Origin of the sequence: Qipengyuania sp. NPDC077563 (genome assembly GCF_044901345.1) — a bacterium.
In the GTDB taxonomy this organism is placed as follows: Bacteria; Pseudomonadota; Alphaproteobacteria; order Sphingomonadales; family Sphingomonadaceae; genus Qipengyuania; species Qipengyuania aestuarii.
In genome coordinates this window covers 975154-996429 of the sequence record NZ_JBJDPC010000001.1, presented here as the reverse complement: position 1 = coordinate 996429, position 21276 = coordinate 975154, and the positions used below count along the sequence as shown (strand labels likewise).

Annotated in this window: 24 protein-coding genes; 15 read left to right on the top strand and 9 right to left on the bottom strand. The window is 63.6% G+C overall.

Annotation, left to right across the window (positions count from 1 at the left end; all coding sequences use genetic code 11):
- Positions 1 to 70: 70 nt before the first annotated feature.
- Genes ACI2I1_RS04845 through ACI2I1_RS04835 form a run of 3 tightly spaced genes read left to right on the top strand, consistent with a single transcriptional unit; the run spans position 71 to position 2997 of the window.
- The gene (locus ACI2I1_RS04845; RefSeq protein ID WP_404678129.1) at positions 71 to 757 is read left to right on the top strand and encodes a hypothetical protein; all 687 of its coding nucleotides are present in this window, start codon (positions 71 to 73) and stop codon (positions 755 to 757) included.
- 51 nt (positions 758 to 808) lie between these two features.
- The gene (locus tag ACI2I1_RS04840) at positions 809 to 1543 is read left to right on the top strand and encodes a response regulator (protein ID WP_404678128.1); all 735 of its coding nucleotides are present in this window, start codon (positions 809 to 811) and stop codon (positions 1541 to 1543) included.
- Positions 1540 to 2997, top strand: coding sequence for a sensor histidine kinase (locus tag ACI2I1_RS04835; protein WP_404678127.1), 1458 nt, complete (start codon positions 1540 to 1542; stop codon positions 2995 to 2997). The genes ACI2I1_RS04840 and ACI2I1_RS04835 overlap by 4 nt, the downstream gene beginning before the upstream one ends.
- Here ACI2I1_RS04835 and ACI2I1_RS04830 read toward each other — a convergent pair.
- Positions 2994 to 4520 carry a helicase HerA-like domain-containing protein gene (locus ACI2I1_RS04830; protein WP_404678126.1) on the bottom strand — a complete coding sequence of 509 codons (1527 nt, stop codon included), beginning with the start codon at positions 4518 to 4520 and terminating at the stop codon, positions 2994 to 2996. The two genes, ACI2I1_RS04835 and ACI2I1_RS04830, sit on opposite strands and share 4 nt — an antisense overlap.
- A 110-nt stretch (positions 4521 to 4630) precedes the next feature.
- Between ACI2I1_RS04830 and pabB the strand changes: the two genes are divergently transcribed.
- From pabB to ribA, 7 genes are all read left to right on the top strand, one after another.
- Complete coding sequence (pabB, locus tag ACI2I1_RS04825; RefSeq protein WP_404678125.1) at positions 4631 to 6442, top strand: aminodeoxychorismate synthase component I; 1812 nt, start codon at positions 4631 to 4633, stop codon at positions 6440 to 6442.
- Positions 6439 to 7095, top strand: coding sequence for an RluA family pseudouridine synthase (locus ACI2I1_RS04820; protein WP_404678124.1), 657 nt, complete (start codon positions 6439 to 6441; stop codon positions 7093 to 7095). Before pabB ends, ACI2I1_RS04820 begins: the two co-directional genes overlap by 4 nt.
- On the top strand, positions 7088 to 7492 hold the full coding sequence (gene arfB / locus ACI2I1_RS04815) for an alternative ribosome rescue aminoacyl-tRNA hydrolase ArfB (RefSeq protein ID WP_221542537.1): 405 nt from the start codon (positions 7088 to 7090) through the stop codon (positions 7490 to 7492). Before ACI2I1_RS04820 ends, arfB begins: the two co-directional genes overlap by 8 nt.
- Before the next feature lie 145 nt (positions 7493 to 7637).
- Positions 7638 to 7805: a 50S ribosomal protein L33 gene (rpmG, locus tag ACI2I1_RS04810; protein ID WP_006832561.1), complete on the top strand. Its 168-nt coding sequence runs from the start codon at positions 7638 to 7640 to the stop codon at positions 7803 to 7805.
- Positions 7806 to 7893: 88 nt separating this feature from the next.
- A complete protein-coding gene (locus tag ACI2I1_RS04805; RefSeq protein WP_404678123.1) occupies positions 7894 to 8556 on the top strand; it encodes an outer membrane lipoprotein carrier protein LolA in 663 nt (220 codons plus the stop codon).
- 263 nt (positions 8557 to 8819) lie between these two features.
- On the top strand, positions 8820 to 9611 hold the full coding sequence (xth, locus tag ACI2I1_RS04800; protein WP_404678122.1) for an exodeoxyribonuclease III: 792 nt from the start codon (positions 8820 to 8822) through the stop codon (positions 9609 to 9611).
- A gap of 35 nt (positions 9612 to 9646) precedes the next feature.
- Positions 9647 to 10669, top strand: a complete 1023-nt coding sequence (gene ribA, locus ACI2I1_RS04795) for a GTP cyclohydrolase II (RefSeq protein ID WP_404678121.1) — start codon at positions 9647 to 9649, stop codon at positions 10667 to 10669.
- Here ribA and asd read toward each other — a convergent pair.
- From asd to recQ, 7 genes are all read right to left on the bottom strand, one after another.
- Positions 10661 to 11506: an archaetidylserine decarboxylase gene (gene asd / locus ACI2I1_RS04790; RefSeq protein ID WP_224812515.1), complete on the bottom strand. Its 846-nt coding sequence runs from the start codon at positions 11504 to 11506 to the stop codon at positions 10661 to 10663. The two genes, ribA and asd, sit on opposite strands and share 9 nt — an antisense overlap.
- A gap of 27 nt (positions 11507 to 11533) precedes the next feature.
- Complete coding sequence (locus ACI2I1_RS04785) at positions 11534 to 11797, bottom strand: DksA/TraR family C4-type zinc finger protein (RefSeq protein WP_404678120.1); 264 nt, start codon at positions 11795 to 11797, stop codon at positions 11534 to 11536.
- Between the two features lie 75 nt (positions 11798 to 11872).
- Entirely contained in the window at positions 11873 to 12121 is a 249-nt protein-coding gene (locus ACI2I1_RS04780) for a hypothetical protein (RefSeq protein WP_404678119.1), read from the bottom strand.
- The gene (locus tag ACI2I1_RS04775) at positions 12114 to 12317 is read right to left on the bottom strand and encodes a toxin-antitoxin system HicB family antitoxin (RefSeq protein ID WP_404678118.1); all 204 of its coding nucleotides are present in this window, start codon (positions 12315 to 12317) and stop codon (positions 12114 to 12116) included. Before ACI2I1_RS04775 ends, ACI2I1_RS04780 begins: the two co-directional genes overlap by 8 nt.
- A 19-nt stretch (positions 12318 to 12336) precedes the next feature.
- Positions 12337 to 13248 carry an SPFH domain-containing protein gene (locus ACI2I1_RS04770; protein WP_224812512.1) on the bottom strand — a complete coding sequence of 304 codons (912 nt, stop codon included), beginning with the start codon at positions 13246 to 13248 and terminating at the stop codon, positions 12337 to 12339.
- A 74-nt stretch (positions 13249 to 13322) separates the two neighbouring features.
- On the bottom strand, positions 13323 to 14033 hold the full coding sequence (locus tag ACI2I1_RS04765; protein ID WP_404678117.1) for a type II CAAX prenyl endopeptidase Rce1 family protein: 711 nt from the start codon (positions 14031 to 14033) through the stop codon (positions 13323 to 13325).
- 94 nt (positions 14034 to 14127) lie between these two features.
- A complete protein-coding gene (gene recQ / locus ACI2I1_RS04760) occupies positions 14128 to 15915 on the bottom strand; it encodes a DNA helicase RecQ (RefSeq protein ID WP_404678116.1) in 1788 nt (595 codons plus the stop codon).
- Between the two features lie 116 nt (positions 15916 to 16031).
- Here recQ and ACI2I1_RS04755 point away from each other — a divergent pair, with 116 nt between their 5' ends.
- The 5 genes from ACI2I1_RS04755 (at position 16032) to ACI2I1_RS04735 (ending at position 20458) form a co-directional block, all read left to right on the top strand.
- Complete coding sequence (locus ACI2I1_RS04755; RefSeq protein WP_404678115.1) at positions 16032 to 16331, top strand: hypothetical protein; 300 nt, start codon at positions 16032 to 16034, stop codon at positions 16329 to 16331.
- A gap of 95 nt (positions 16332 to 16426) precedes the next feature.
- Positions 16427 to 16633 (top strand): hypothetical protein, encoded by a 207-nt coding sequence (locus tag ACI2I1_RS04750; RefSeq protein ID WP_221542546.1) that lies wholly within the window; start codon positions 16427 to 16429, stop codon positions 16631 to 16633.
- Entirely contained in the window at positions 16630 to 17814 is a 1185-nt protein-coding gene (locus ACI2I1_RS04745) for an acyl-CoA dehydrogenase family protein (protein WP_404678114.1), read from the top strand. Before ACI2I1_RS04750 ends, ACI2I1_RS04745 begins: the two co-directional genes overlap by 4 nt.
- 3 nt (positions 17815 to 17817) lie before the next feature.
- Entirely contained in the window at positions 17818 to 19044 is a 1227-nt protein-coding gene (locus ACI2I1_RS04740) for a CoA transferase (RefSeq protein WP_404678113.1), read from the top strand.
- A 175-nt stretch (positions 19045 to 19219) separates the two neighbouring features.
- Positions 19220 to 20458 carry an acetyl-CoA C-acetyltransferase gene (locus ACI2I1_RS04735; RefSeq protein ID WP_404678112.1) on the top strand — a complete coding sequence of 413 codons (1239 nt, stop codon included), beginning with the start codon at positions 19220 to 19222 and terminating at the stop codon, positions 20456 to 20458.
- Here the strand turns inward: ACI2I1_RS04735 and ppk2 are convergent.
- Positions 20455 to 21234, bottom strand: a complete 780-nt coding sequence (gene ppk2, locus ACI2I1_RS04730) for a polyphosphate kinase 2 (RefSeq protein WP_404678343.1) — start codon at positions 21232 to 21234, stop codon at positions 20455 to 20457. The two genes, ACI2I1_RS04735 and ppk2, sit on opposite strands and share 4 nt — an antisense overlap.
- Between the last annotated feature and the right edge of the window lie 42 nt (positions 21235 to 21276).

The following is a 21276-nucleotide window of genomic DNA, read 5'->3' as shown; positions in this document are numbered from 1 at the left end:
TGCGACGGGGACGTTGATTTCCTCCCCTCCCGACGGACCCGCGCAGCTCTCCCCTGTTTTGGAGAGCATCATGAAGAAGACCATTTTCGCACTTTCCGCTGCCGCCGTAGCTCTGACCGGGACCGCCGTCCTGGCTCAGGGTTCCATCGGCAAGGCTGCCCCGGCTGCCGACGTCACTCGCGGTGAAGCCATCTCCCATGCTACCGCTCGCTTTGAGCGCATGGACGTGAACAAAGACGGCGTTCTCGACGCCGCCGACCGCGCGGCACGTGCCGAGCAGCGCTTTGCCAAGGCAGATACTGATGGCGACGGCGAATTGTCGCAGAGCGAAATGACCGCGATGCATCAGGCCCGCAAGAACCGGCGCAGCGAAGCGAATGATGCACGCGCCGAGCAGCGCCAGGCGCGCATGGCCGAGCGTTTCGCCAGAATGGATGCCGACCAGTCCGGAGGCCTCTCGCAAGCTGAACTGCAAGCGATGCACGAAATGCGCAGCAAACGTGGCGGCGAAGCGCGTGAGGGACGACGCGGCAGCAAGCGCGGCCACCATGGGCGTGGAGGCATGCGGATGCTTGCCATGGCCGATAGCAACGGAGACAAGGCGATCAGCCGGACCGAGTTCACCGCGGCAGCGACTGCCCGTTTCGACAGGGCCGATGCGAATGGCGACGGAACGGTAACCGCTGCCGAACGCAAAGAGGCCCGCGAGGCACGCCGCGCCGAATGGCAAGCGAAACGCCAGGCGGCGGGCGAGTAAGACCCTTGTCCCAAAAGCCTAACTCAAGATAGGCGCGACCAAGAGGATTTGATGACCGACATCGCGCCTACCACGATCTTGCTCGTCGATGACGAGAGTTCCCTGCGTGAACCCCTGGCCGAATATCTGATCGGCCAGGGGTTCGCCGTGATCGAAGCGGACAGCGCGGCTGCGGCCCGTAGCCGGATGCAGACAGAAGCTCCGGACCTCGTTCTGCTCGATATCATGATGCCCGGTGAAGACGGATTGTCGCTTTGCCGCCATCTGGTCGAGGCGCGGAATCTGCCGGTTATTTTACTGACCGCCAAGGGCGAGGCGATGGACCGCATCATCGGGCTGGAAATCGGGGCCGACGATTATGTCGCCAAGCCCTTCGAGCCGCGCGAGCTGGTGGCGCGGATTCGCTCCGTCCTTCGCCGCGCCGAGCGATCTCCCAACGCTCCGGCAGAGGAGCTAGCCTATCGTTTCGAGGGCTGGACTCTCGACCCTCTCAAGCGCCGACTGATCGATCCCGAAGGCACGCTAGTGCCGATCTCGACCGCCGAATTCCGCATGCTGCAAGCATTTTGCGATCGGCCCCGCCGCGTGCTTGACCGCGACCAGTTGCTGGATATCGTTCAGGGACGCGAGGCGCATCTGTTCGATCGCGCCGTCGACAATCAGGTCAGCCGTTTGCGCCGCAAGATCGAAGCCGACAGTCGCCACCCGCATTTCATCCAGACCGTGCGTGGCGGCGGATACCGTTTCGGCGCCGAGGTCGAGCGCGTATCGCTTGGACAATCATGAGGCGATTCCTGCCGAAAAGCCTGCTCGGCCAGGTCACGCTGGCAGTCGCTCTCACCCTGTTTCTGGTTCAGGGCATCAATGGCTTTCTGACGTATCGGATAGAGAAGGATCGCGCCGAAACCGAGCTGGTCAACAGGCTCGGCCTGCGTCTCATCGCGTCGGCCAAACTGCGCGAGGCGGAGCTGCGGGGCCCGCTCATGAGGATACACACACGTCTCCAGCCAGATAGTGAAGGAGCTTCGAACGACAGAGTTCGGAACGGGGGCAGGGAATGGGGGCGGCGCGGCGGACGACGTTTTGCCGGGACCGATTTTACCCGCGCCGCCGCTTTCGAAGTTCTGACGGGCGACCGCGTTTTACCGGAACTTGAAGACCGCTTGGCCGAAACCTTGCGCGATAACGGGCGCGAATTCAGCGAAATCAGGCTGGTCTCGCGCCCGGCCGCCTCGGATCCTGCCGCCCAGCGCTTTCTGCAGCGTTTCGCAAGGCGTCGGAACCTCAAGGATAGCCAGCTTCCGGACTCCGTGGCCGTTGCGGGGATACGGGATGATGAGGGCTGGGACATCGTCCGCGCACCGATCCGCCCCACCGATGACCGACTCGGTCCGGTCCTGCCCCTCGCCCGGGCTGCCGCGCTCACCTTGTTGCTATCGCTGGTCCTGTGGCTGGTTCTGCGCCGCATCACGCTGCCGCTTGCCGATCTGACCCGGCGGACAGAGGAATTTGCACAGGCTCCTGGCAGCAGCGAACCGATGGACCCGCGCGGGCCGGAGGATCTGCGCCGACTGATCTCAGCCCATAATGTGATGGAGGCACGGATCGGGGCCATGATCGAGGAAAAGGACGTGATGCTCGGGGCGATCGGGCACGATCTCAAGACGCCGCTCGCCGCGCTGCGTGTGCGGGTGGAGAGCGTCGAAAACCAAACCGCCCGGGCGCGGATGGTCGATAGCATCGAGGATATTACCCGCACGCTCGACGAAATCCTGCTGCTCGCCCGGCTGGGCCGGGCTCAAAAGCCGGCCGAACGGACCGATCTCTACGCCTTGCTGGTTTCGGTGGTCGAGGAATTCGAGGATATGGAACTGCCCGTCTCGCTCACGGAAGGCGACCATGTCGCCGCACCCGTGCATCTGACATGGGCCAAGCGAGCAGTGCGCAATCTCGTGTCGAATGCGCTGCGGTACGGCGGTACGGCGAAAATCACGCTGGAAAAGCGGGGCGGCGAAGCCATCATCAGCGTCGAAGACACCGGCCCGGGCATTCCCGAAGACCGTATCGCGGAAATGATGGAGCCGTTCACTCGCGGCGAGACCAGCCGCAACCGGGCGACGGGCGGCGCAGGGCTCGGCCTTACTATCGCCCGCGCCATTGCCGAGCAGCATGGCGGAAAGCTGGCGCTGGCCAATCGCTCGGGCGGCGGTCTGCGCGCGGAATTGCGCTTGCCGCTCTAGCGCATCAACCCGCCCACGATATTGCGCACGAAAGCGTTGAGGCCGGTGCGGACCGGATCGGCGCTGGACTTCTTGCCCAACACCGTGGCGACCGCCACCGAGGTCAGCGATCCGGCGGCGGCGGTCGCAGCGGCCTTGCCGGCCCTCGTCCACATGCTGGTCGTCTTGCGTTCGCGTTTGCCGACCTCGGCGCGGCCCTTCTGTTCCACCTCTGCAGCGGTCGCTGCCGCATCGGCCGTCTTGGCGGCGAGCACCTCCTCCGCGCTTTCCCGGTCCACGGGATCATCGTATTTTCCGTCCAGATCGCTCACCGAATTGACGATCTTCCGCTCCTTCTCCGTCACGGGGCCGAGGCGCGAGTGAGGCGGCTTGATGAGGGTGCGCTGCACCACCGACGGGGCGCCATCCTCCCCGAGTGTCGAAACCAAGGCCTCGCCCACTTTCAGTTCGGTGATTGCCTGCTCGACATCCAGTTCGGGATTGATGCGGAAGGTTTCCGATGCCGCCCGGATCGCACGCTGATCGCGCGGCGTGAAAGCGCGCAGGGCATGCTGGATGCGATTGCCCAGCTGCCCGGCGATCTTTTCTGGAATATCGATCGGGTTCTGCGTGACGAAATAGACGCCGACGCCCTTCGACCGGATCAGGCGTACGACCTGTTCGACCTTGTCCTCCAGCGCGTCGGGTGCATCGTCGAACAGAAGATGAGCTTCGTCGAAGAAGAACACGAGCCTGGGTTTTTCAGGGTCGCCGACTTCCGGAAGGGTTTCGAACAGTTCGGCCAGCAGCCACAGCAGGAAGGTCGCATAGAGCTTGGGGCTGCGCATCAACCGGTCGGCGGCAAGCACGTTGACGATGCCCCGCCCGTTCTCATCAAGCTTGATGAAATCGTTTATTTCCAGCGCAGGCTCGCCGAAAAACATGTCCGCACCCTGCGCTTCGAAGCTCAGCAGCTGGCGCTGGATCGCGCCCACGCTGGCCTTGGATACGTTGCCGTATTTACCCGACAGATCTTTCGCGTTGTCGTAAGCGAAAGCCAGCATCGCCTGCAAGTCACCCAGATCCAGCAACAGCAAATTGTTCTCGTCCGCATGGCGGAAGACGATATTCAGCACACCTTCCTGTGTGTCGTTGAGACCGAGCAGCCGGGCGAGCAGGAGTGGTCCCATCTCGGAAATGGTCGTGCGGATGGGGAAGCCCTTTTCCCCGTATAGGTCCCAGAAGACCGCCGCGTTATCGGCATAGGCATAATCTTCCATACCCAATTCCCTGGCACGGCTTTCCAGTTTGTCGGCATGCTTGAACTGGGGCGAACCGGCCATCGAAATGCCTGCCAGATCGCCCTTCACATCGGCAACGAACACCGGAACGCCTGCAGCGGAGAAGCTCTCTGCCAGGCCTTGCAGCGTCACGGTCTTGCCGGTGCCGGTCGCTCCCGCAATCAGACCGTGGCGATTGGCTTGTCCCAGCTGCAGATGCTGCGGCTCGCCATTTGCGCCAAGTCCGAGGAAAATCCTGTCCATATTCATTCCAGCCCTTGCCACCCTTCCGTCGGCGACTTGGCGCAGTGGCGGGCGCAAGGTCAAGCTATCGCTCGACTTGCACGCTAAGGAATGTAAAGGCTTTCTGCAGAATGGCGGGCCGACATCCCTTTGTATTGCTGGACGATGCGCGCGATAGCGGCGCCGCCGATGCGTTATTCTATGAAAACCCGCGCGCGCTCTTCGTCGCCAGGCGCCCCGAAGAGGTCGACGGCGTACTTGCCGCTGCCGAAGCGGCTCGCAAGGAAGGCGGCGAACTTGCCGGCTATATTGCCTATGAGGCAGGTCTGGCGCTGGAGCCGCGTCTGGCCCATCTTGCCGCTGCAAGAACCGGTGGCACCGGACCATTGGTCTGGCTCGGCCTGTTCGACGGAGCGGAGCGCATCGCCGCTTCCGACATGCCGCGATGGCTTGCCGGACGCTCGACGGGCCCGGGCAGCGTCGGCCCGCTCGAGCCGCAGCTTTCCCTGGGCGGATATGCTGAAGCTTTCGCGCAGCTTCAGGACGCGATTCGCGGCGGCGACATCTATCAGGCCAATCTGACCTTCCCGCTGGCGGGCGGTTTCACTGGCGATCCGCTGGGGCTTTATGCGGCGCTCCGGCCTGCTGCCCGAGCCGGCTATGGCGGAGTGATATTCGATGGCTCGCACTGGCTGCTCAGCCTCTCGCCCGAACTCTTCGTTTCGCTGAAAGACGGGGAGGCGAAGGCCAAGCCGATGAAGGGGACGCGTCCGCGATCCGCCGATGAGGATCAGGATCGCGCCCTGGCCGACGAACTGGCAGCCTCGGTGAAAGACCGTGCAGAAAATCTCATGATCGTCGATCTCATGCGCAACGATCTTTCGCGTGTGGCGCAGGCCGGCAGTGTGCGCGTCGACGAACCCTTCGCCATAGAAAGCTATCCCACCGTCCATCAGATGGTCAGCGTGGTACGGGCCAGGCTGCGAGAGGATATGAGCGCGATCGATCTCGTACGGGCTCTTTTCCCGTGCGGATCCATCACCGGCGCTCCCAAGATCCGCGCGATGGAACTGATCGATCAGCTAGAGCCTGCCGCGCGCGGGCCCTATTGCGGCGCGATCGGCCGGATCGGCAGCGATGGCGATGCGGCTTTCAATGTCGCCATTCGGACGCTGAGGCTGACCGAGGTGGAAAACGGCCGCGGCAAGGCCGTGCTCGGTGTCGGCGGGGCCATCGTCGCCGATGGCAACATGCGAACCGAATGGCGCGAAGCGCTGCTGAAGGGAGAATTCGCGCGCACTTCCTCACCCGAACATCAGGCGGCGCAGTTCGATCTGATCGAAACCATGCGCTTCACGCCCGAACAGGGCATCGAGATGCTGGAAAAGCATCTTGAACGCATGACGCATGCGGCGAACGATTTGGGATTCCGATTCGACCGGCACGAAGCGCGCAATCAACTCCATGCTTCGTGCTTCGTCCTCGACAAGCCGAGCAGGATCCGCCTGCTCTCGTCGCGCAGTGGGGCAGTCGCGCTTCAGGTCGAAGATATGCCTGCCCCGTGGCCCAGTCCTGCTCCGTGCATTGTGCTCCCGCTGCCTGTCGATCCTGATGATTGGCGCCTGCGCTACAAAACCACCGATCGCGGCTTTTATGAGGACGGGCAGGCCGTCGCGCGGCAGAACGGCGCAAGCGAAGCGCTGTTCGTGCGCGAGGACGTGTTGCTGACCGAAGGCTGCGTGACCAATATCTTTATCGAACGCGACGGCATCCTGCTCACACCGCCAGCGCGCCTCGGCCTGCTGCCCGGCGTTTTTCGCCAGTCGCTGCTCGATCAGGGCAAGGCACGCGAAGCCGAACTCACGATTGCCGATCTCGAGGACGGTTTCTTCCTCGGCAACGCGCTGCGCCAACTGGTGCGCGCCGAATTGAAGACTGCATGACCCCCATCCCGATTATTTTCGAAGACGGCGAAGCGCTCGTCATCGACAAGCCCGCCGGTCTCCCGGTCGATCGCCCGAAGCGCGGCGGTCCGTGTCTCGAAGATCATTTCGAGCAATTGAAACTCGGTTTTCAGCGCGCGCCTTCGCCGGTCCATCGGCTCGATACCGATACCAGCGGGTGCCTGCTGCTTGCACGCAATCCCAAGGCGCTCAAGCGATTCGCCAAGGCCTTCGAGGATCGGCTGGTTACCAAGCGCTATCTCGGCATCGTTGCCGGAGTGCCCGCTGAGGAAGAAGGCACGATCGAATTGTCGCTTTCCAAGATCAGCAGCGCCGGGAAGGGCTGGCGCATGATCGCTGCGAAGAAGGGCAAACCGTCGGTCACCCATTGGCGCAAGCTCATGGAACACGATGGCAAGGCCTTGCTGGAATTTCGCCCGGAAACCGGCCGCACCCATCAGATCCGCATTCATTGCGAAGCGGGGCTGGGTCTGCCGCTGCTCGGCGATCCGGTGTACGGCACGGGGAAGGGTGCGCCGCGCACCATGCTCCATGCCGCCGGCCTGGCTGTCCCACGCGAAGGCAAATCGCCCATCGAGGCGACCGCGCCCCTGCCGCGCGATTTTGCCGCTCTCGGGTTTGCGGATGGGTAGAATTGCCGACCGTGCGCTGGAAATAGCGGAGGAGAAATTCATCGCCTCTTCCGGTCCGGGCGGTCAGAATGTGAACAAGGTAGCCACTTCGGTGCAGCTGCGAGTCGATGTCTTCCAGCTCGGCATGCCGCCCGAGGCCTTCGAGCGGCTGAAAGAGATTGCGGGCAGCAAATTCACGAAGGCAGGGGAGATCGTCCTCACCGCGAATGAATACCGTACACAGGAGCAAAATCGCGAAGCGGCGCGCGAACGGCTCGTGGCCATGCTCGGCGAAGCGCTGACGCCGCCGAAAAAGCGCAAGAAAAGCCGTGTCAATCGGGTGGGCAAGGTCAAGCGGCTCAAGGCGAAGAAGGTCCGCGGCGCGGTAAAGGCCAATCGCGGCAAGGTAGATTGGTAAGCCATCGGCGTCCCGGCGCTTGACTTTTTCCCGTGAATCACACAAAGGGCGCGCCGGAACGGCGGTGCTGCTCGCGCCGCCCTTATTTTTTCGGCTTGTCCCGCTCGTCGGGTCGGCCCCTCAGAAAGATCTTTAGGAACACGCCATGGCGAAGCCCGCAACAGTCAAGATCAAGCTCGTCTCGACCGCCGATACGGGCTTCTATTACGTGACGAAGAAGAACCCGCGCAACCACACCGAAAAGTTCGTCTTCAAGAAGTACGACCCGGTGGCGCGCAAGCACGTTGAATTCAAGGAAGCCAAGATCAAGTAATCTTGGCGGGGCGTGCGCTCCGGAAGCTGAACGGCGGGAACGCCCTCAGTTCACTGTCAGTTCAATGCTCCGACCCTATCTCAGGAGCATGAACACCTTGTCTATCTTCAAGAATCGCCCCGTCGCATCGGCCCTCGCTCTGGCGATGGCCGTCGGCGTTCCCGCGTCCTTCTATGCCGCACCGACCCCGGTCGAGGCGGCTGCAGGCGATCTCGACCAGGCGGTCGCGGCGCTGCGCGGCATTTCCACCATGAAGGCGAATTTCGTCCAGACGGACCGCAACGGCCAGGCCGTTTCGGGTGTCATGACGCTCAAGCGCCCCGGCAAGATCCGCTTCGAATACGAAAAGGGCGTGCCGCTCCTTGTCGTCTCGAACGGCAAGTCGATGTATATGATCGACTACGAGGTGAACCAGGTCCAGCGCTGGCCGATCACCAATTCGCCGCTCGGCGCGCTGCTCGATCCCAGCCGGGATGTGAAAAAATACGGCAAGCTGGTTCCGACCAGCCACAGCGATGTCGTCAGCATCCAGGTACGCGATCCCAAGCGTCCGGAGTTCGGCGTCATCACGCTGATCTTCGCCCGCGATGCCTCCGCTCCCGGCGGTCTGCGCCTTACGCACTGGGTTGCGCTCGATTCGCAGAATCACCGCACCACCGTGCGCCTCAGCAACAACCGCTACGGCGTGTCGGTTGCCGACAGCGCGTTCACCTTCAAGGACCCGCGCCGCTCGTCTCGTCGCCCGGGCTGAACGGAAGGGCGTCAGGCCGTTCGCCTTTTGCGATTCTCTGACGGTTTGCGTTCATTGAGTAGCAATCCGCAGAGGCCTAAAAATGATTTATCGAAGCGGCGGGCGGCAATTTCCCCCCTGTTGATTGCCCCGCTTACTTAACCGCTTCGTCAAAGCGTGACGAACGCTCACAAGGAACCCTCGAGCCAATGCCCCCGGCTCGAGGGTTTTTTGTTGCCCGCTGCGGGTAGACCGTCGAGCCTTGGCACCCTATCTCCCGCGCCATGGTTTCTGTAGCTACCTGGAACATCAATTCCGTTCGCCTGCGCATGCCCATCGTGGAGCGTTTCCTGAAAGAAATGGCACCCGATATCCTGTGCCTGCAAGAGATCAAGTGCCAGGAACACCAGTTCCCCTATGAGGCATTCAGGCAGCTGGGCTACGAGCACGTCGCAGTCCACGGCCAGAAGGGGTATCACGGCGTGGCGACGGTGAGCCGCGTGCCGATCCGCGAATTCTCGCGCCACGACTGGCAGGACAATGGCGAGGCACGCCATGTCGGCGTCGAACTTCCCGAGCATGACGGCATGATCGTTGAGAATGTCTATGTCCCGGCGGGCGGCGACGAGCCCGACCGCGAAGTGAATGCGAAATTCGGGCAGAAGCTGGACTTTCTCGAACGCATGACCCGCTGGGCCGATGCCGTCGATCGGCCGACGCTAATCGTGGGCGATTTCAACATCGCCCCGCTCGAAAGCGATGTGTGGAATCACAAGCAGTTGCTGAAAGTCGTCAGCCACACGCCGATCGAGGTCGAAAGCCTCCAGCGCTTCATGGATGCGCATGGCTGGTCCGATATCGGGCGCGAACATATCAAGGCGCCCGAGCGCTATTACAGCTGGTGGAGCTACCGCTCGAAGGACTGGAAAGTGAACGATCGGGGGCGCCGTCTCGATCACATGTGGGCGAGCCCCGAACTGGCGCAGCAGGCGACCGGTCATTCGGTCCACGAATACGCGCGTGACTGGGAAAAACCGTCCGACCACGTCCCGCTGGTGACGGAGTTCGACATCTGAGCGAGCCTTCCCCTTCGCGGCGCGCGGCGCTGGCGGTGGATGCGCTGCGCCACGGCTGGCCGCTCGCGATCGAGGATGCGCCGTTGCTGCAGCCGGTCGAAACCGCGTTTTCCGACGTCGCGGGCGAGACGATGCTGGTGTCCGCCACACGAGCCGCCACGCTCAAGCTCGCCAATCAGCGCGAGGCTGCGGTGCCTAGCACGCCCGTTCTTCTCCGCGGCGCAGAAGCATTCGACCTGCCAGCTGCGCTTGCCGTCGCGGATCCCGCGCTCGATCTGCAAAATCCGCTGAAAGGTCCGTTCAAGGCGCTCTCCCTCGAATGGGAAGAGCAGGCCCGCGCTGCGCTGGAGCTGGCCCGGATCGCCGGTATCCTGCCCGCCTTCCTTGTCGATCCAAGCGGAGCAAGCGAGGCCGCGAGCCTGAAGCCAAGCGACCTAAGCGAATTCACCGATCCTGCGCGCCTGCGCATTGCCACGCGCGCCAGGCTTCCGGTGGCGGCGGCGGAAGGGGCCCGCATTGTGGCCTTTCGTTCGCCTGACGACACGCGCGAGCATGTCGCGCTTATCATCGGGCAGGAAAATACCGATAAGCCGCCGCTGGTCCGCCTGCATTCCGAATGCCTGACAGGGGATATTCTCGGCAGCCTCAAATGCGATTGCGGTCCGCAATTGAATGCCGCGCTGCACGCCATGGCGCATGAGGCTGAAAAGGGCGGCTGGGGCGTGCTGCTCTATATGCGGCAGGAAGGGCGCGGGATCGGATTGGTGAACAAGCTGCGCGCCTATCGTCTGCAGGATCAGGGCTTCGACACGGTCGATGCCAATACGCGCCTGGGCCTGCCCGATGAAGCGCGCGATTTTCCCACGGCGGCGCGCATGCTGGAGTTGCTCGGCATCAGGGCGATCCGGCTGATGACCAACAATCCGGCGAAGGTCGATGCCCTGTCGGCGCAAGGAGTCGGCGTGGCGGAACGCGTGCCGCATTCGCTGCCCGACAATCCGCATAATGCCCGTTACCTCGCGACCAAGCGCGACCGGGCGGGGCATCTATTACCCTAACCTACGGCCGATCGCCTGGCCCATGCGGACGGAGTCGCCCGCCTTCAGGCCCGCGCTCCATTCGACTTTGCCCGGCTCGAACAACAGCACCACGGTGGAGCCGAGGATGAAACGGCCCATCTCGTCGCCAGCAGAGAAGCTGTGCTGACCCGGGGCATAATCGGCACGCACAAGCTCCGGGTTGTGTGTCTCGATCAGACCCGACCAGACCGTCTCGATGCCGGCCACGATCATGGCGCCGACCATCACGCTGGCAAAGGTCCCATCGGGGCCTTCGAATACGCACGCTAGCCGTTCGTTACGCGCGAACAGGCCGTCGACATTTTCCGCAGTGACCTGATTGACCGAGAAAAGCTCGCCGGGCACGTAAGTCGCGTGGTCCAGCGTACCTGCGGCAGGCATGTGGACGCGGTGATAGTCTCGCGGCGAAAGATAGATGGTGGCGAAATTTCCGCCGTCGAATTTGCGGGCAAGCTGCTCGTCGCCGCCCAGCAATTGCGCTGCGGTAAAATGGCGTCCCTTCGCCTGGAAGATGCGTCCTTGCTCGATCCGTCCGATCTGGCTGACCGCTCCATCCGCGGGGCTTAGGATCTGGGTGGAGCCATCGGCCAGCGGACGTGCGCCTGGCTTCAGTTCGCGGGTGAAGAAATCATTGAAGCTGGCGAATTGTTCGATGCTGCGGGCAGCTTCGCTCATGTCTACATCATAGGCGTCGATGAACCGCCGGATCAGCAGGTTCTTGAGCCACGGCGTCCGGCTGGACGCGATCTTCCCCGCGCCGCGCGAGACAAGGTGATGGGGCAGGGCGTGCTGCAGCCAGATGAAAGGTGATGTCATTGCGCTGGCCTTGAACCGGGCGGCGCCTCAGCGCAACTGGCTGTCCTTGCTTCCCCGGCGGTTGAAACCGGACTGTCGTACGGAAGCGTCGCGTCCCGACTGGCAGGCAACGCAAGTTCTGACGCCGGGCAAGGCTGCGCGGCGTTTCTCCGGAATCGGTTCGCCGCACTCGTCGCAATATTCCGCGCTTTCCCCGCGCGGCATACGTGCGCGGGCGGCGCTGATCGCATCGCTCACCGTATCGTCTATCTGATCCTGTACGGCGCCGTCGCGCGCCCATCCGCCTGCCATTTCACACTCCTTTCCTTACCAACGATAGGAGGGGGTCGGGCGTTCCTGAGCGCGGCTTATCGCTTGCGGTTCAGGTCAGGGGCGCCAGCGCCAGCCGCCGCGGGTCTTGGCGCGGCTCACTGCGATCAAGGCAATCGTCGCGCCTATGAACAAGATCACCGCTGCCATTTCATAGACGTCGTCCTGGCTCTCCCATAGCAGGGCGGCGATCATGGCAGTGCCGATGTAGAGAGCGAGAACCAGCCAGCCTTGCCAGGCGATCGGCCAGCCTGCGCCATAGCCGAATTTCTTCTGCCTGAACCAGGCACCATCCTTTTTATCCATCGCTGCTTTCCTTGGGTGGCCGCCCCCGCTTCGGCGCCGCGCTTTGTTTCACATCAATGCCCCGGCGTTTCAGCGCCTCGCGCAGCAGCATCTCGATCTGGGCATTGGCGCTGCGCAGTTCGTCTGCGGCCAGGCGCTCGACCGCGGCATGGACTGCCGGGTCGAGACGCAGGGCGAAGGCTTTTTTCTGAGGCATGAAAGTTACAAACGAATGCTCAGTAGAGCGATCCCGCATTGACCACGGGGTGCGCTTCCTTCTCGCCGCAGAGCACCACCATCAAATTGGACACCATATTAGCACGGCGTTCATCGTCCATCTCGACAATGCCGTCCTGGCTGAGCTTGGTCAGCGCGTCTTCCACCATGCCGACCGCTCCCAGCACGATCTTGGCGCGGGCCGCGATGATGGCATCGGCCTGCTGGCGCTTGAGCATCGCGCTGGCGATCTCGCTGGCATAGGCAAGATGCGTAAGCCCGGCCTCGTCCACGACCACACCGGCGACTTTCAGCCGGTCGTTGAGTTCTTCCAGCAGCTCTCGATTGACGACATCGGCACTGCCGCGCAGCGTGACTTCCTCGCTTTCGAAATCGTCATAGGGATGGCGCGAGCCCACGGTGCGCAGTCCGGCCTCGATCTGGATGTTTACGAATTCCTTGTAATCGTCGACGTCGAAGCTCGCCTGCGCCGTATCGCGCACGCGCCAGACCACATTGCAGGCAATCTCGATCGGATTGCCGCGCAGGTCGTTGATCTTGACCCGCTCGGAATGGATGTTGTGGGCGCGGGCGGAAATCTTCGTCTTGCCCATCCACGGCCAGACCCAGCGCAGGCCCTCCGTCCGTTCGCTGCCGCGATAGGCACCGAACAGGGTAATGACTGCCGCCTGATTGGGCTGGATCATGAAGAAGCCGATGGCGAGAATGAGAACGCAGATCGCCGAAACGAACAGCATGGCGACGAAGCCGATCTTCGCCGCTTTCGCGGCTCCGTCTCCCGGTGCCATGCCGGGAATGATGAAGGCCAGCGCAGCGACGACAACCACAAGGATGCCCAGCATGACGTAGCCATTGTAGCTGGTGGCCGCATGCTCGCGGCTCGTCTTCATTCCGGTCAATTCTACTGACATTCCCGATCACTCCTCCGATATAATTATGATATCATATTTATATCGATGCCGGCGAGGGTCAAGCAAAACCGGTATCAGGCCAAGGCGAGCGCTCCCGCGGCAGCGAAGAGATGAACGAGGATATGGCCGAACATCGCCGATTCCAGCCCGCGGCGCATGAAGAGCCAGCCGAAGGCCAAGCCGAGCGCCGCATTGCCGACAATCACCGTGGTGACGATCCACGCCGGCGGTGCGGCTACGACTGCATAGAGCGTGGGCAGGTGGCCGAGGCCGAACAGAACGGCCGCGATGAGATTGGCATTCCACAAGGCGGCCGGTCTCGTGATGGGCAGCTTTGCCAGCCCCACCGCCAGCAGTGACATCAGGCCCCAGCGGACCATGATCTCCTCACCGATTCCGCCATAGAGTACGCGCGTCATCAGCGGCGGTGCCAGCGTCACATCGGCATCCGCAAAAAAAGGCGCCGTGACCAGGCCATAGGCGCCCAGCACCAACGCACCCGCGATGCCCACGGCGAGGGAGGGAAGCAGAGCGCATCGCAAGTGCGCTTTGTATGGCCGCCGGCGGACCAGCCCTGCGATGATGGGCGCTTTCAGATCGACTTTCGGCGCTGCCCACCAGCCCACGACCGCGGCAAGGAGCAGGAGGACGGTCGGCTGGATGATCAGCACGGCCCGCGGCAATTCGAGACCGGTGGGCAGTGCCGTTTTCAGCGGCACCAACAGCAGCGAGGATGCCGCAATCAAAGCCAGCAAGATGAGGATCAGAAGACCCTGTAACTTCATGCGGCGAGGGGGCATGCAATACTCTCTAAAGAAAAAGGGCCATATCTACGCGATCAAAGCGTGGCCTATTCGTCTCTAGGTGTAAACACTTGTCTTAATGGCGCCCGATCTCATCGACGAAGCGTTTGCCGTAAGCTTCCAATTTCTTCGCTCCGACGCCGCCAATACGTCCCAACTCGCCAAGGCTCGCCGGCCGCGCCGCGGCCATTTCGCGCAAGGTGGAATCGTGGAAGATGACATAGGGTGGGACCTGCGCTTCGGTCGCCAGTTCCCGCCGCAATTCGCGCAGCGCCTCGAACAGCGGATCGCCCACCGGATTTGCCTCCGCATTTCCGCCGCGTCCGCGCCGGGTGCGCTTGGGCGGAACCACTATGGCCACATCGCGCTCGCCCTTGAGAATTTCCCGGGCGCTGCCGCCAAGTGCCAGGCCGCCGTGCTCGGTCGGCACCAGATCGCCGCGCGCCTGGAGCGCGCGGCCCAGCGGCTGGAGCAGGCGCGCGTCGTCGCCTTCCACGATCCCAAACACGCTCAGCCGGTCGTGCCCGCGCTGGAGCACCCGTTCGTCCTGCGCGCCGGTGAGCACTTTCTGTAGATGGCCCATGCCGAAGCTCTGGCCGGTGCGATAGACCGCGGAGAGCAGCTTGCGGGCCAGTTCGGTGGCATCGGTGACGTCGGGCGCGTCGAGGCAATTGTCGCAATTGCCGCAGGTCTCGGGCGGGTTCTCGCCGAAATGACGCAGCAGCACGGCCCGGCGGCAATGCGGCGTCTCGACCAGCCCGGCCAGCGCATCGAGCCGGCTGCGTTCGGCATTGCGCCGGTCCTCGTCCACCTCGGCCAGCCGCATTCTCGCGGTGGCGAAATCGCCGGCGCCCCAGAACATCGTCGCGGCCGCAGGATCGCCATCGCGCCCGGCGCGGCCCGTTTCCTGGTAATAGCCCTCGATCGACTTGGGGACGCCGACATGGGCGACGAAGCGCACGTCCGGCTTGTCGATCCCCATGCCGAAGGCGACGGTGGCCACGATCACCATGTCCTCGCTCGCCACGAAGGTGGCCTGGTTCGCGGCGCGGATCTCCGGGGCGAGCCCCGCGTGGTAGGGTTTCACGGCGCGGCCGGTGGCGTCGCCCAGCTTCTGGGCGAGATCCTCAACCTTGCGGCGGGTCTGCGCATAGACGATGCCGGGGCCCGGCCGATCCGCCATCAGCGCGGCGATCTGGCGCACCGGATTGTCGCGGTGGCGGATCGCATAGCGGATGTTGGGCCGGTCGAAGCCGGCCAGCACCAGCCCGTCATCCGGAATGCCAAGCTGCGCCATCACGTCCGCACGGGTTTGGCGGTCTGCCGTGGCGGTCAGCGCGAGGCGCGGCACGGCGGGGAAGGCATCCATGAGCGGGCGCAGCATCCGGTAGTCGGGCCTGAAATCATGGCCCCATTCGGACACGCAATGCGCCTCGTCGACAGCGAACAGCGCCAGCTTCGTGCTGGTCAGAAAATCCCGGAAGGCGGGCAGGCTCGCCCGCTCCGGCGCGACATAGAGCAGGTCCAGTTCCCCGGCGCGGAAGGCATCCTGCGTCTCGCGCCAGTCGGCATCGGCGCTGGTCAGCGTGGCGGCGCGGATGCCGTTGGCCCGCGCGCTGCGCAACTGGTCGTGCATCAGGGCGATCAGCGGGCTAATCACGACGCAGGTGCCCTCCAGCACGACAGCGGGCAGCTGGTAGGTCAGCGATTTGCCCGCGCCAGTGGGCATGACCGCCAGGCTGGAGAGCCCCGCCAGCGTCCGCCCCACCACATCGGCCTGCCGCCCGCGGAAATCATCGAAGCCGAACGTCGCGCGCAACGCCTCGCGCGCATGCTTCAAACTGGTGGTATCGCTGGCGACCATCGGTCCCTGTTGCCGCACCGTGCCGCCAGCGCAACCGCCCAGAGTGCATTTTCCCCTTGGCGTGAGGGCGGGGGAGCGATTAACCAGCCCCGCGATCCAATTCGAAGGAGATTACCATGAAGTTCCGTATCACTGCCGTCCTCGCCACCAGCCTCGCGCTCGCCGCCTGCGGCAGCAATGACAACGCCTCGACTGAAGCCGAAGCGGAAACCGTCGAAGTGTCGGCCGACGAAGCGATGGCCCCGGTCGAAGAAGAGCCGGTTGCCGATCCGGCTGCCAGCGTCACCGCCAGCGAAAACGACAGTGCCGGCACGGTGACCGAAGCCGAAGCGGCCTCGGTTGAAGCCGCGGGCGACAATGCCGCTGCTACTGCCGAAGCGGCGATGGATGCCATGGGCGAAGATCAGGCCCAGTAAGACCGTTGCTTAGGGTACGGGCGGGCTGTCGCGGCCTGCCCGCGCCTTGCCGTAACGGCTTTGGCGATGGCGCTGCGGGGAGCTAGCATCCAGTCATGAACCGACTCGCAGCCCCGCTCGCCCTGATCGGACTTGCCGCCCTTGCGGCGTGCAATTCCTCGACCGATGGGGCCGATCCCGGGCCCGTGACCGAGCAGGAAGCAGAGGCGCTCGAGGACGCCGCTTCCATGCTCGACGAACAGCGGATGCCTGCGGAAGAATCACAAGAAAACAGCCCCACGACCGACGGAGAGAGCGAATGAGTGCCGGCCCCAATCCCGGAATGGACCAGGATACTTTCGAGCAATTCCACGAACAGCTCGAACGCTACGTGCGCGAACGCCTGATCCCGGCGGAAAAGGACATGATCGAGCATGACAAGGTGCCCGACGATATCCTTTCCGAAATGAAGGACATGGGTCTGTTCGGCCTCACCGTGCCCGAGGATTTTGGCGGTGCGGGGCTCAATATTACGCAATATGCCAAGGTCGTGCAGACCATGGCCTATGCCGCGCCTGCCTTCCGGTCGATCTTCTCGATCAATGTCGGCATGTTCAATTCCGCCATCAAGAACGGCGGCACCGAGGCGCAGAAGGCCGAATGGTGGCCGAAGATTGCGGAAGGGGCGATCGCCTGCTTCGGCCTTACCGAACCGGGCAGCGGCAGCGACAGTGCCGCCATGCAGACCATGGCGAAACCCGATCCCGATGGGAACGGCTGGATCCTCAATGGAACCAAGCGGTACATCACCAATGCCCCGCATGCCGATGTCGCGCTGATCATGGCGCGCACGGAAAAGGACGCATTGCCCAAGAACGCGCATGTCAGCGCCTTTATCGTACCGATGGATACGCCCGGTGTGTCGGTCGGCAGTCCGGATAAGAAGATGGGCCAGGCGGGCAGCCACATCGCCGACGTCATGCTCGACGATGTGCATGTCCCGGGCGAGGCGCTGCTGGGCGGCGAACCGGGGCAGGGCTTCCGCTTCGCCATGATGAGCCTGGACAATGGCCGCATCTCGGTCGGCGCGGCCAGCGCGGGCTATGCGCGCCGCGCGCTCGACAGCGCGACCAAATATGCCACCGACCGGCAGGCCTTCGGGGAATCGATTTCCAACTTCCAGCTGATCCAGCAGATGCTGGCCGAAAGCTGGACGGAGATTTACGCCGCCGAAGCCATGATGGCCGATGTGACGGCGCGCGTGGACCGGGGCGAGGATACGGTGAAGCACGCCGCCGCTTTCAAGGTATTTGCATCAGAAATGTGCGGCCGCGTGGTCGACCGGGTGGTGCAGATCTATGGCGGGGCAGGCTATCTCGCCGAATATGATGCCGAGCGGTTCTTCCGCGACGCGCGCATCTACCGCATTTACGAAGGCACCACACAGATCCTCCAGCTGCAGATCGCCAAGCGCATGCTGCGCGAATATGCGGCGGGCCTCTGAGGGGTGTATAACCTCCTCGACGATCTCTCGATCATCGAAGCGTCCAGCTTCGTCGCCTCGCCCACCGCCGGGCTTTACTGCGCGCAGATGGGCGCGGAGGTCATCCGCGTCGATCACAAGGCGGGTGGGCTCGATTACGATCGTTACATGCTCACCGAGCAGGGCCGCTCGCTGAGCTGGGAAAATCTAAACCGCGCCAAGAAATCGGTCGCGCTCGATTTGCGCAGCGGCGAGGGGCGCGAGCTGCTGGTGGAGCTTTCGGCAAAGACCGGGAATCTCATCACCAATTTGCCCGAAAAGAGCTTCCTCTCCCATGCAGCGGTGGCGGCGAATTGCCCCGATCTCGTCAGCGTACGCATCATGGGCTGGCACGATGGGCGCCAGGCGATGGATTTCACCGTCAACGCGGCCAGCGGCTATCCGCTGATGTGCGGCCCGGAAGAATGGGATCAGGACACCGCTCCGCCGGTCAATCAGGTGCTGCCCGCCTGGGATTTCATCACCGGCGCTTACTGCGCCTTCGCCTTGGTTTCTGCCATCCGTCACCGCGACAGAACGGGGCAGGGCAGCGAACTGCGCGTGCCGCTGGGCGATGTCGCCATCGGCACGGTCGCCAACAGCGGGGCCCTGGCCGAAATGCTCTATCGGGGCGGGGACCGCGAACGGCTCGGCAATGCGATCTGGGGCGCATTCGGGCGTGATTTCCGCAGCGAGGACGGCACGCGTTTCATGGTTGCGGCGCTCACCGCCAAGCAGTGGACGGGCCTCGTCAAAGCCTTCGGTCTGGAGCAGGAGATCGCCGCGCTCGAAGAGACACGCGGCGTGCGTTTCGCCGATGGCGACCGCCCGCGTTTCGAACATCGCCATGCTCTGTTCGACCTTTTCCAGACCCGCGCAGGGGCGACGGATTGGGCACAGCTTTCCGCTGCCATGGGCGCGGAGGGCTGCACATTCGAACGCTATCGCACCATGCATGAGGCCGCGAACGATCCGGAGCTTGTGGGGGATAATCCCCTGTTTACCCCCAGCGCGGGCAATCCCAGCGGTTTCGAATATCCCGCCACCCGCAGCTTTGCCAACATTCCCGGGCGCGACGCGCGCGATCCGGCCCCGGCTCCCTTCCTCGGTCAGCATACCGAGGAAGTGCTGGCCGAACGGCTTGGCCTGTCGTCGGGCGCCATCGGCGATCTGATCGACCGGGATGTCGCCCGCCTCTCGGATGGGGAATAGGGGCGGCTTGCGAATATGGGCTGTCCTACAGGCCTTGGCCTGTGCGATGACGGCGGGATGGACTTCGCCGCACCCTCTCATTTCCCCGTCTACAGCGCCGCTTTGCAGCGCCTTCGGTTTTAACCCCAGGACACTGTCAACTGTGTCAACTTCATTCAAGAATGGACCAGCATAGATGAACGAAACCAGCCTTCGCCGAGTCGCCATTTGCAAGCCGCTGCGCACCCCCGTGGGCAAGTTCCTGGGCAGTCTTGCCCCAATCGAGGCAGGGGAACTGGGCGCGATCATCATCCGGGCGCTGGTCGAAAGATCGGGCATCGATCCGGCCCGCGTCGACGATGTGGTTTTCAGCCAGGGCTACGGCAGCGGTGAAGCGCCCGCCATCGGCCGCTGGAGCTGGCTTGCCGCAGGCTATCCCATCGAAGTGCCGGGCTTCCAGCTCGACCGCCGCTGTGGTTCGGGCCTGCAGGCCGTCGCCACGGCTGCGATGATGGTCCAGACCGGCGCTGCCGATTGCGTGCTGGCAGGCGGTGTCGAAAGCATGTCCAATGTCGAACATTACACGACCAAGGCGCGCCACGGGGCGCGGCTGGGCGACATGGTGCTGTGGGATCGGCTTACGCGGGGCCGCCTCATGAGCCAGCCGATCGAACGGTTCGGCGTCATTACCGGCATGATCGAGACGGCGGAAAATCTGGCCAAGGATTACAGCATCAGGCGCGAAGCCTCGGACGAGTTTGCCGTCCGCTCGCATCAGAACGCGGCCACGGCCTGGGCAGAAGGCAAGTTCGACGAGCAGATCGTGCCGGTCGAAATCCCTCAGCGCCGCGGCGATCCGGTGATTTTCGCAAAAGACGAAGGCTTCCGCGAGGATGCCGATATGGAGAGCCTGGCCAAACTGCGCGCCATCGATGGCAAGCGCGATCCAGAGGCCATCGTTACGGCGGGCAATGCCAGTCAGCAGAACGATGCGGCCGCCGCCTGCCTCGTGGTTGCGGAAGACAAGGTGGAGGAACTGGGCCTCGAACCCATCCTGTGGTTCCACAGCTGGAGCGCGGCGGGCTGCGATCCTTCGCGCATGGGCATCGGACCGGTCCCCGCAGTGTACCGCCTGTTCGCGCGCAGCGGGCTCGGCTGGGACGATATCGGGCTGATCGAACTCAACGAGGCCTTTGCCCCGCAGGCGCTGGCCGTGATGAAGGGCTGGGGCTTTGCCGAAGACGACAGCCGCCGCGACATCGTGAACGTCAATGGCTCGGGCATCTCGCTCGGCCACCCCATCGGCGCCACTGGCATCCGCATCCTGGCCGATATGGCGCATGAAATGCAGCGCCGCGAAGTACGCTATGGCCTGGAGACCATGTGCATCGGCGGCGGGCAGGGCATGGCCGCCGTCTTTGAACGCGCTGTTTAGCTTTCCGGTAAGGTCGCGATCGGCTGGAGGACGCCGTAGCTTTCCTCCAGCGGCGCGTGGCCGAGATCGGGAAAGTCCATTGCGGCCGCATCGCACTGCGTGTCGGGCAGCCGGTCAAGCAGGTCGCGCACCAGCGTCAGCCGCCCGCGCTTCTGGTCATTGAAATCGACCAGCGTCCAGGGGGCATGGTCCGTATGCGTCCGCGCGAGCATGGCTTCGCGGGCCCTGGTGTAGGCATCGTATTGGTCTCGCGCGGCAAGATCTATGGGCGACAGCTTCCAGCGTTTCAGCGGATCGTCCAGCCGCTCGCGCAGCCGCTCCTCCTGCTTTTCCTGATCCGCGCCCAGCCAGTATTTGAACAGGAGAATACCGTCGTCGACCAGCATCTTCTCGAAGGTCGGCACCTGATCGAGGAAATGGTCCACTTCATCTGGCGTGGCGAAGCCCATCACCTTCTCCACCCCGGCGCGGTTGTACCAGCTGCGGTCGAACAGCACGATCTCCCCGGTGGTCGGCAGGTGGGGGACATAGCGCTGGAAATACCACTGGCCCTGCTCGGCCTCGGTCGGCTTTCCCAGCGCCACCACATGGCATTGGCGCGGGTTCAGCTTTTCGGAGATGGTGCGGATGGCGCCGCCCTTTCCCGCCGTGTCGCGTCCCTCGAACAGCACCACGATGCGCTGTCCGGTCACCCGCGCCCAGCGCGCCATGGCTACCAGCTCCTCCTGCATCGGGGCCAGCAGAGCCTCGTACCGCTTGCGTTTCACCTGCGAAATCTCCCCATTTGTAACCGCCGGACAATGCGCTTAAATAGGATG

Coding starts and splice junctions, on each gene's coding strand:
- ACI2I1_RS04845 (WP_404678129.1), top strand. CDS start 71: ATGAAGAAGACCATTTTCGCACTTTCCGCTGCCGCCGTAGCTCTGACC.
- ACI2I1_RS04840 (WP_404678128.1), top strand. CDS start 809: ATGACCGACATCGCGCCTACCACGATCTTGCTCGTCGATGACGAGAGT.
- ACI2I1_RS04835 (WP_404678127.1), top strand. CDS start 1,540: ATGAGGCGATTCCTGCCGAAAAGCCTGCTCGGCCAGGTCACGCTGGCA.
- ACI2I1_RS04830 (WP_404678126.1), bottom strand. CDS start 4,520: ATGGACAGGATTTTCCTCGGACTTGGCGCAAATGGCGAGCCGCAGCAT.
- pabB (WP_404678125.1), top strand. CDS start 4,631: ATGGCGGGCCGACATCCCTTTGTATTGCTGGACGATGCGCGCGATAGC.
- ACI2I1_RS04820 (WP_404678124.1), top strand. CDS start 6,439: ATGACCCCCATCCCGATTATTTTCGAAGACGGCGAAGCGCTCGTCATC.
- arfB (WP_221542537.1), top strand. CDS start 7,088: ATGGGTAGAATTGCCGACCGTGCGCTGGAAATAGCGGAGGAGAAATTC.
- rpmG (WP_006832561.1), top strand. CDS start 7,638: ATGGCGAAGCCCGCAACAGTCAAGATCAAGCTCGTCTCGACCGCCGAT.
- ACI2I1_RS04805 (WP_404678123.1), top strand. CDS start 7,894: ATGAACACCTTGTCTATCTTCAAGAATCGCCCCGTCGCATCGGCCCTC.
- xth (WP_404678122.1), top strand. CDS start 8,820: ATGGTTTCTGTAGCTACCTGGAACATCAATTCCGTTCGCCTGCGCATG.
- asd (WP_224812515.1), bottom strand. CDS start 11,506: ATGACATCACCTTTCATCTGGCTGCAGCACGCCCTGCCCCATCACCTT.
- ACI2I1_RS04785 (WP_404678120.1), bottom strand. CDS start 11,797: ATGGCAGGCGGATGGGCGCGCGACGGCGCCGTACAGGATCAGATAGAC.
- ACI2I1_RS04780 (WP_404678119.1), bottom strand. CDS start 12,121: ATGGATAAAAAGGATGGTGCCTGGTTCAGGCAGAAGAAATTCGGCTAT.
- ACI2I1_RS04775 (WP_404678118.1), bottom strand. CDS start 12,317: ATGCCTCAGAAAAAAGCCTTCGCCCTGCGTCTCGACCCGGCAGTCCAT.
- ACI2I1_RS04770 (WP_224812512.1), bottom strand. CDS start 13,248: ATGTCAGTAGAATTGACCGGAATGAAGACGAGCCGCGAGCATGCGGCC.
- ACI2I1_RS04765 (WP_404678117.1), bottom strand. CDS start 14,033: ATGAAGTTACAGGGTCTTCTGATCCTCATCTTGCTGGCTTTGATTGCG.
- recQ (WP_404678116.1), bottom strand. CDS start 15,915: ATGGTCGCCAGCGATACCACCAGTTTGAAGCATGCGCGCGAGGCGTTG.
- ACI2I1_RS04755 (WP_404678115.1), top strand. CDS start 16,032: ATGAAGTTCCGTATCACTGCCGTCCTCGCCACCAGCCTCGCGCTCGCC.
- ACI2I1_RS04750 (WP_221542546.1), top strand. CDS start 16,427: ATGAACCGACTCGCAGCCCCGCTCGCCCTGATCGGACTTGCCGCCCTT.
- ACI2I1_RS04745 (WP_404678114.1), top strand. CDS start 16,630: ATGAGTGCCGGCCCCAATCCCGGAATGGACCAGGATACTTTCGAGCAA.
- ACI2I1_RS04735 (WP_404678112.1), top strand. CDS start 19,220: ATGAACGAAACCAGCCTTCGCCGAGTCGCCATTTGCAAGCCGCTGCGC.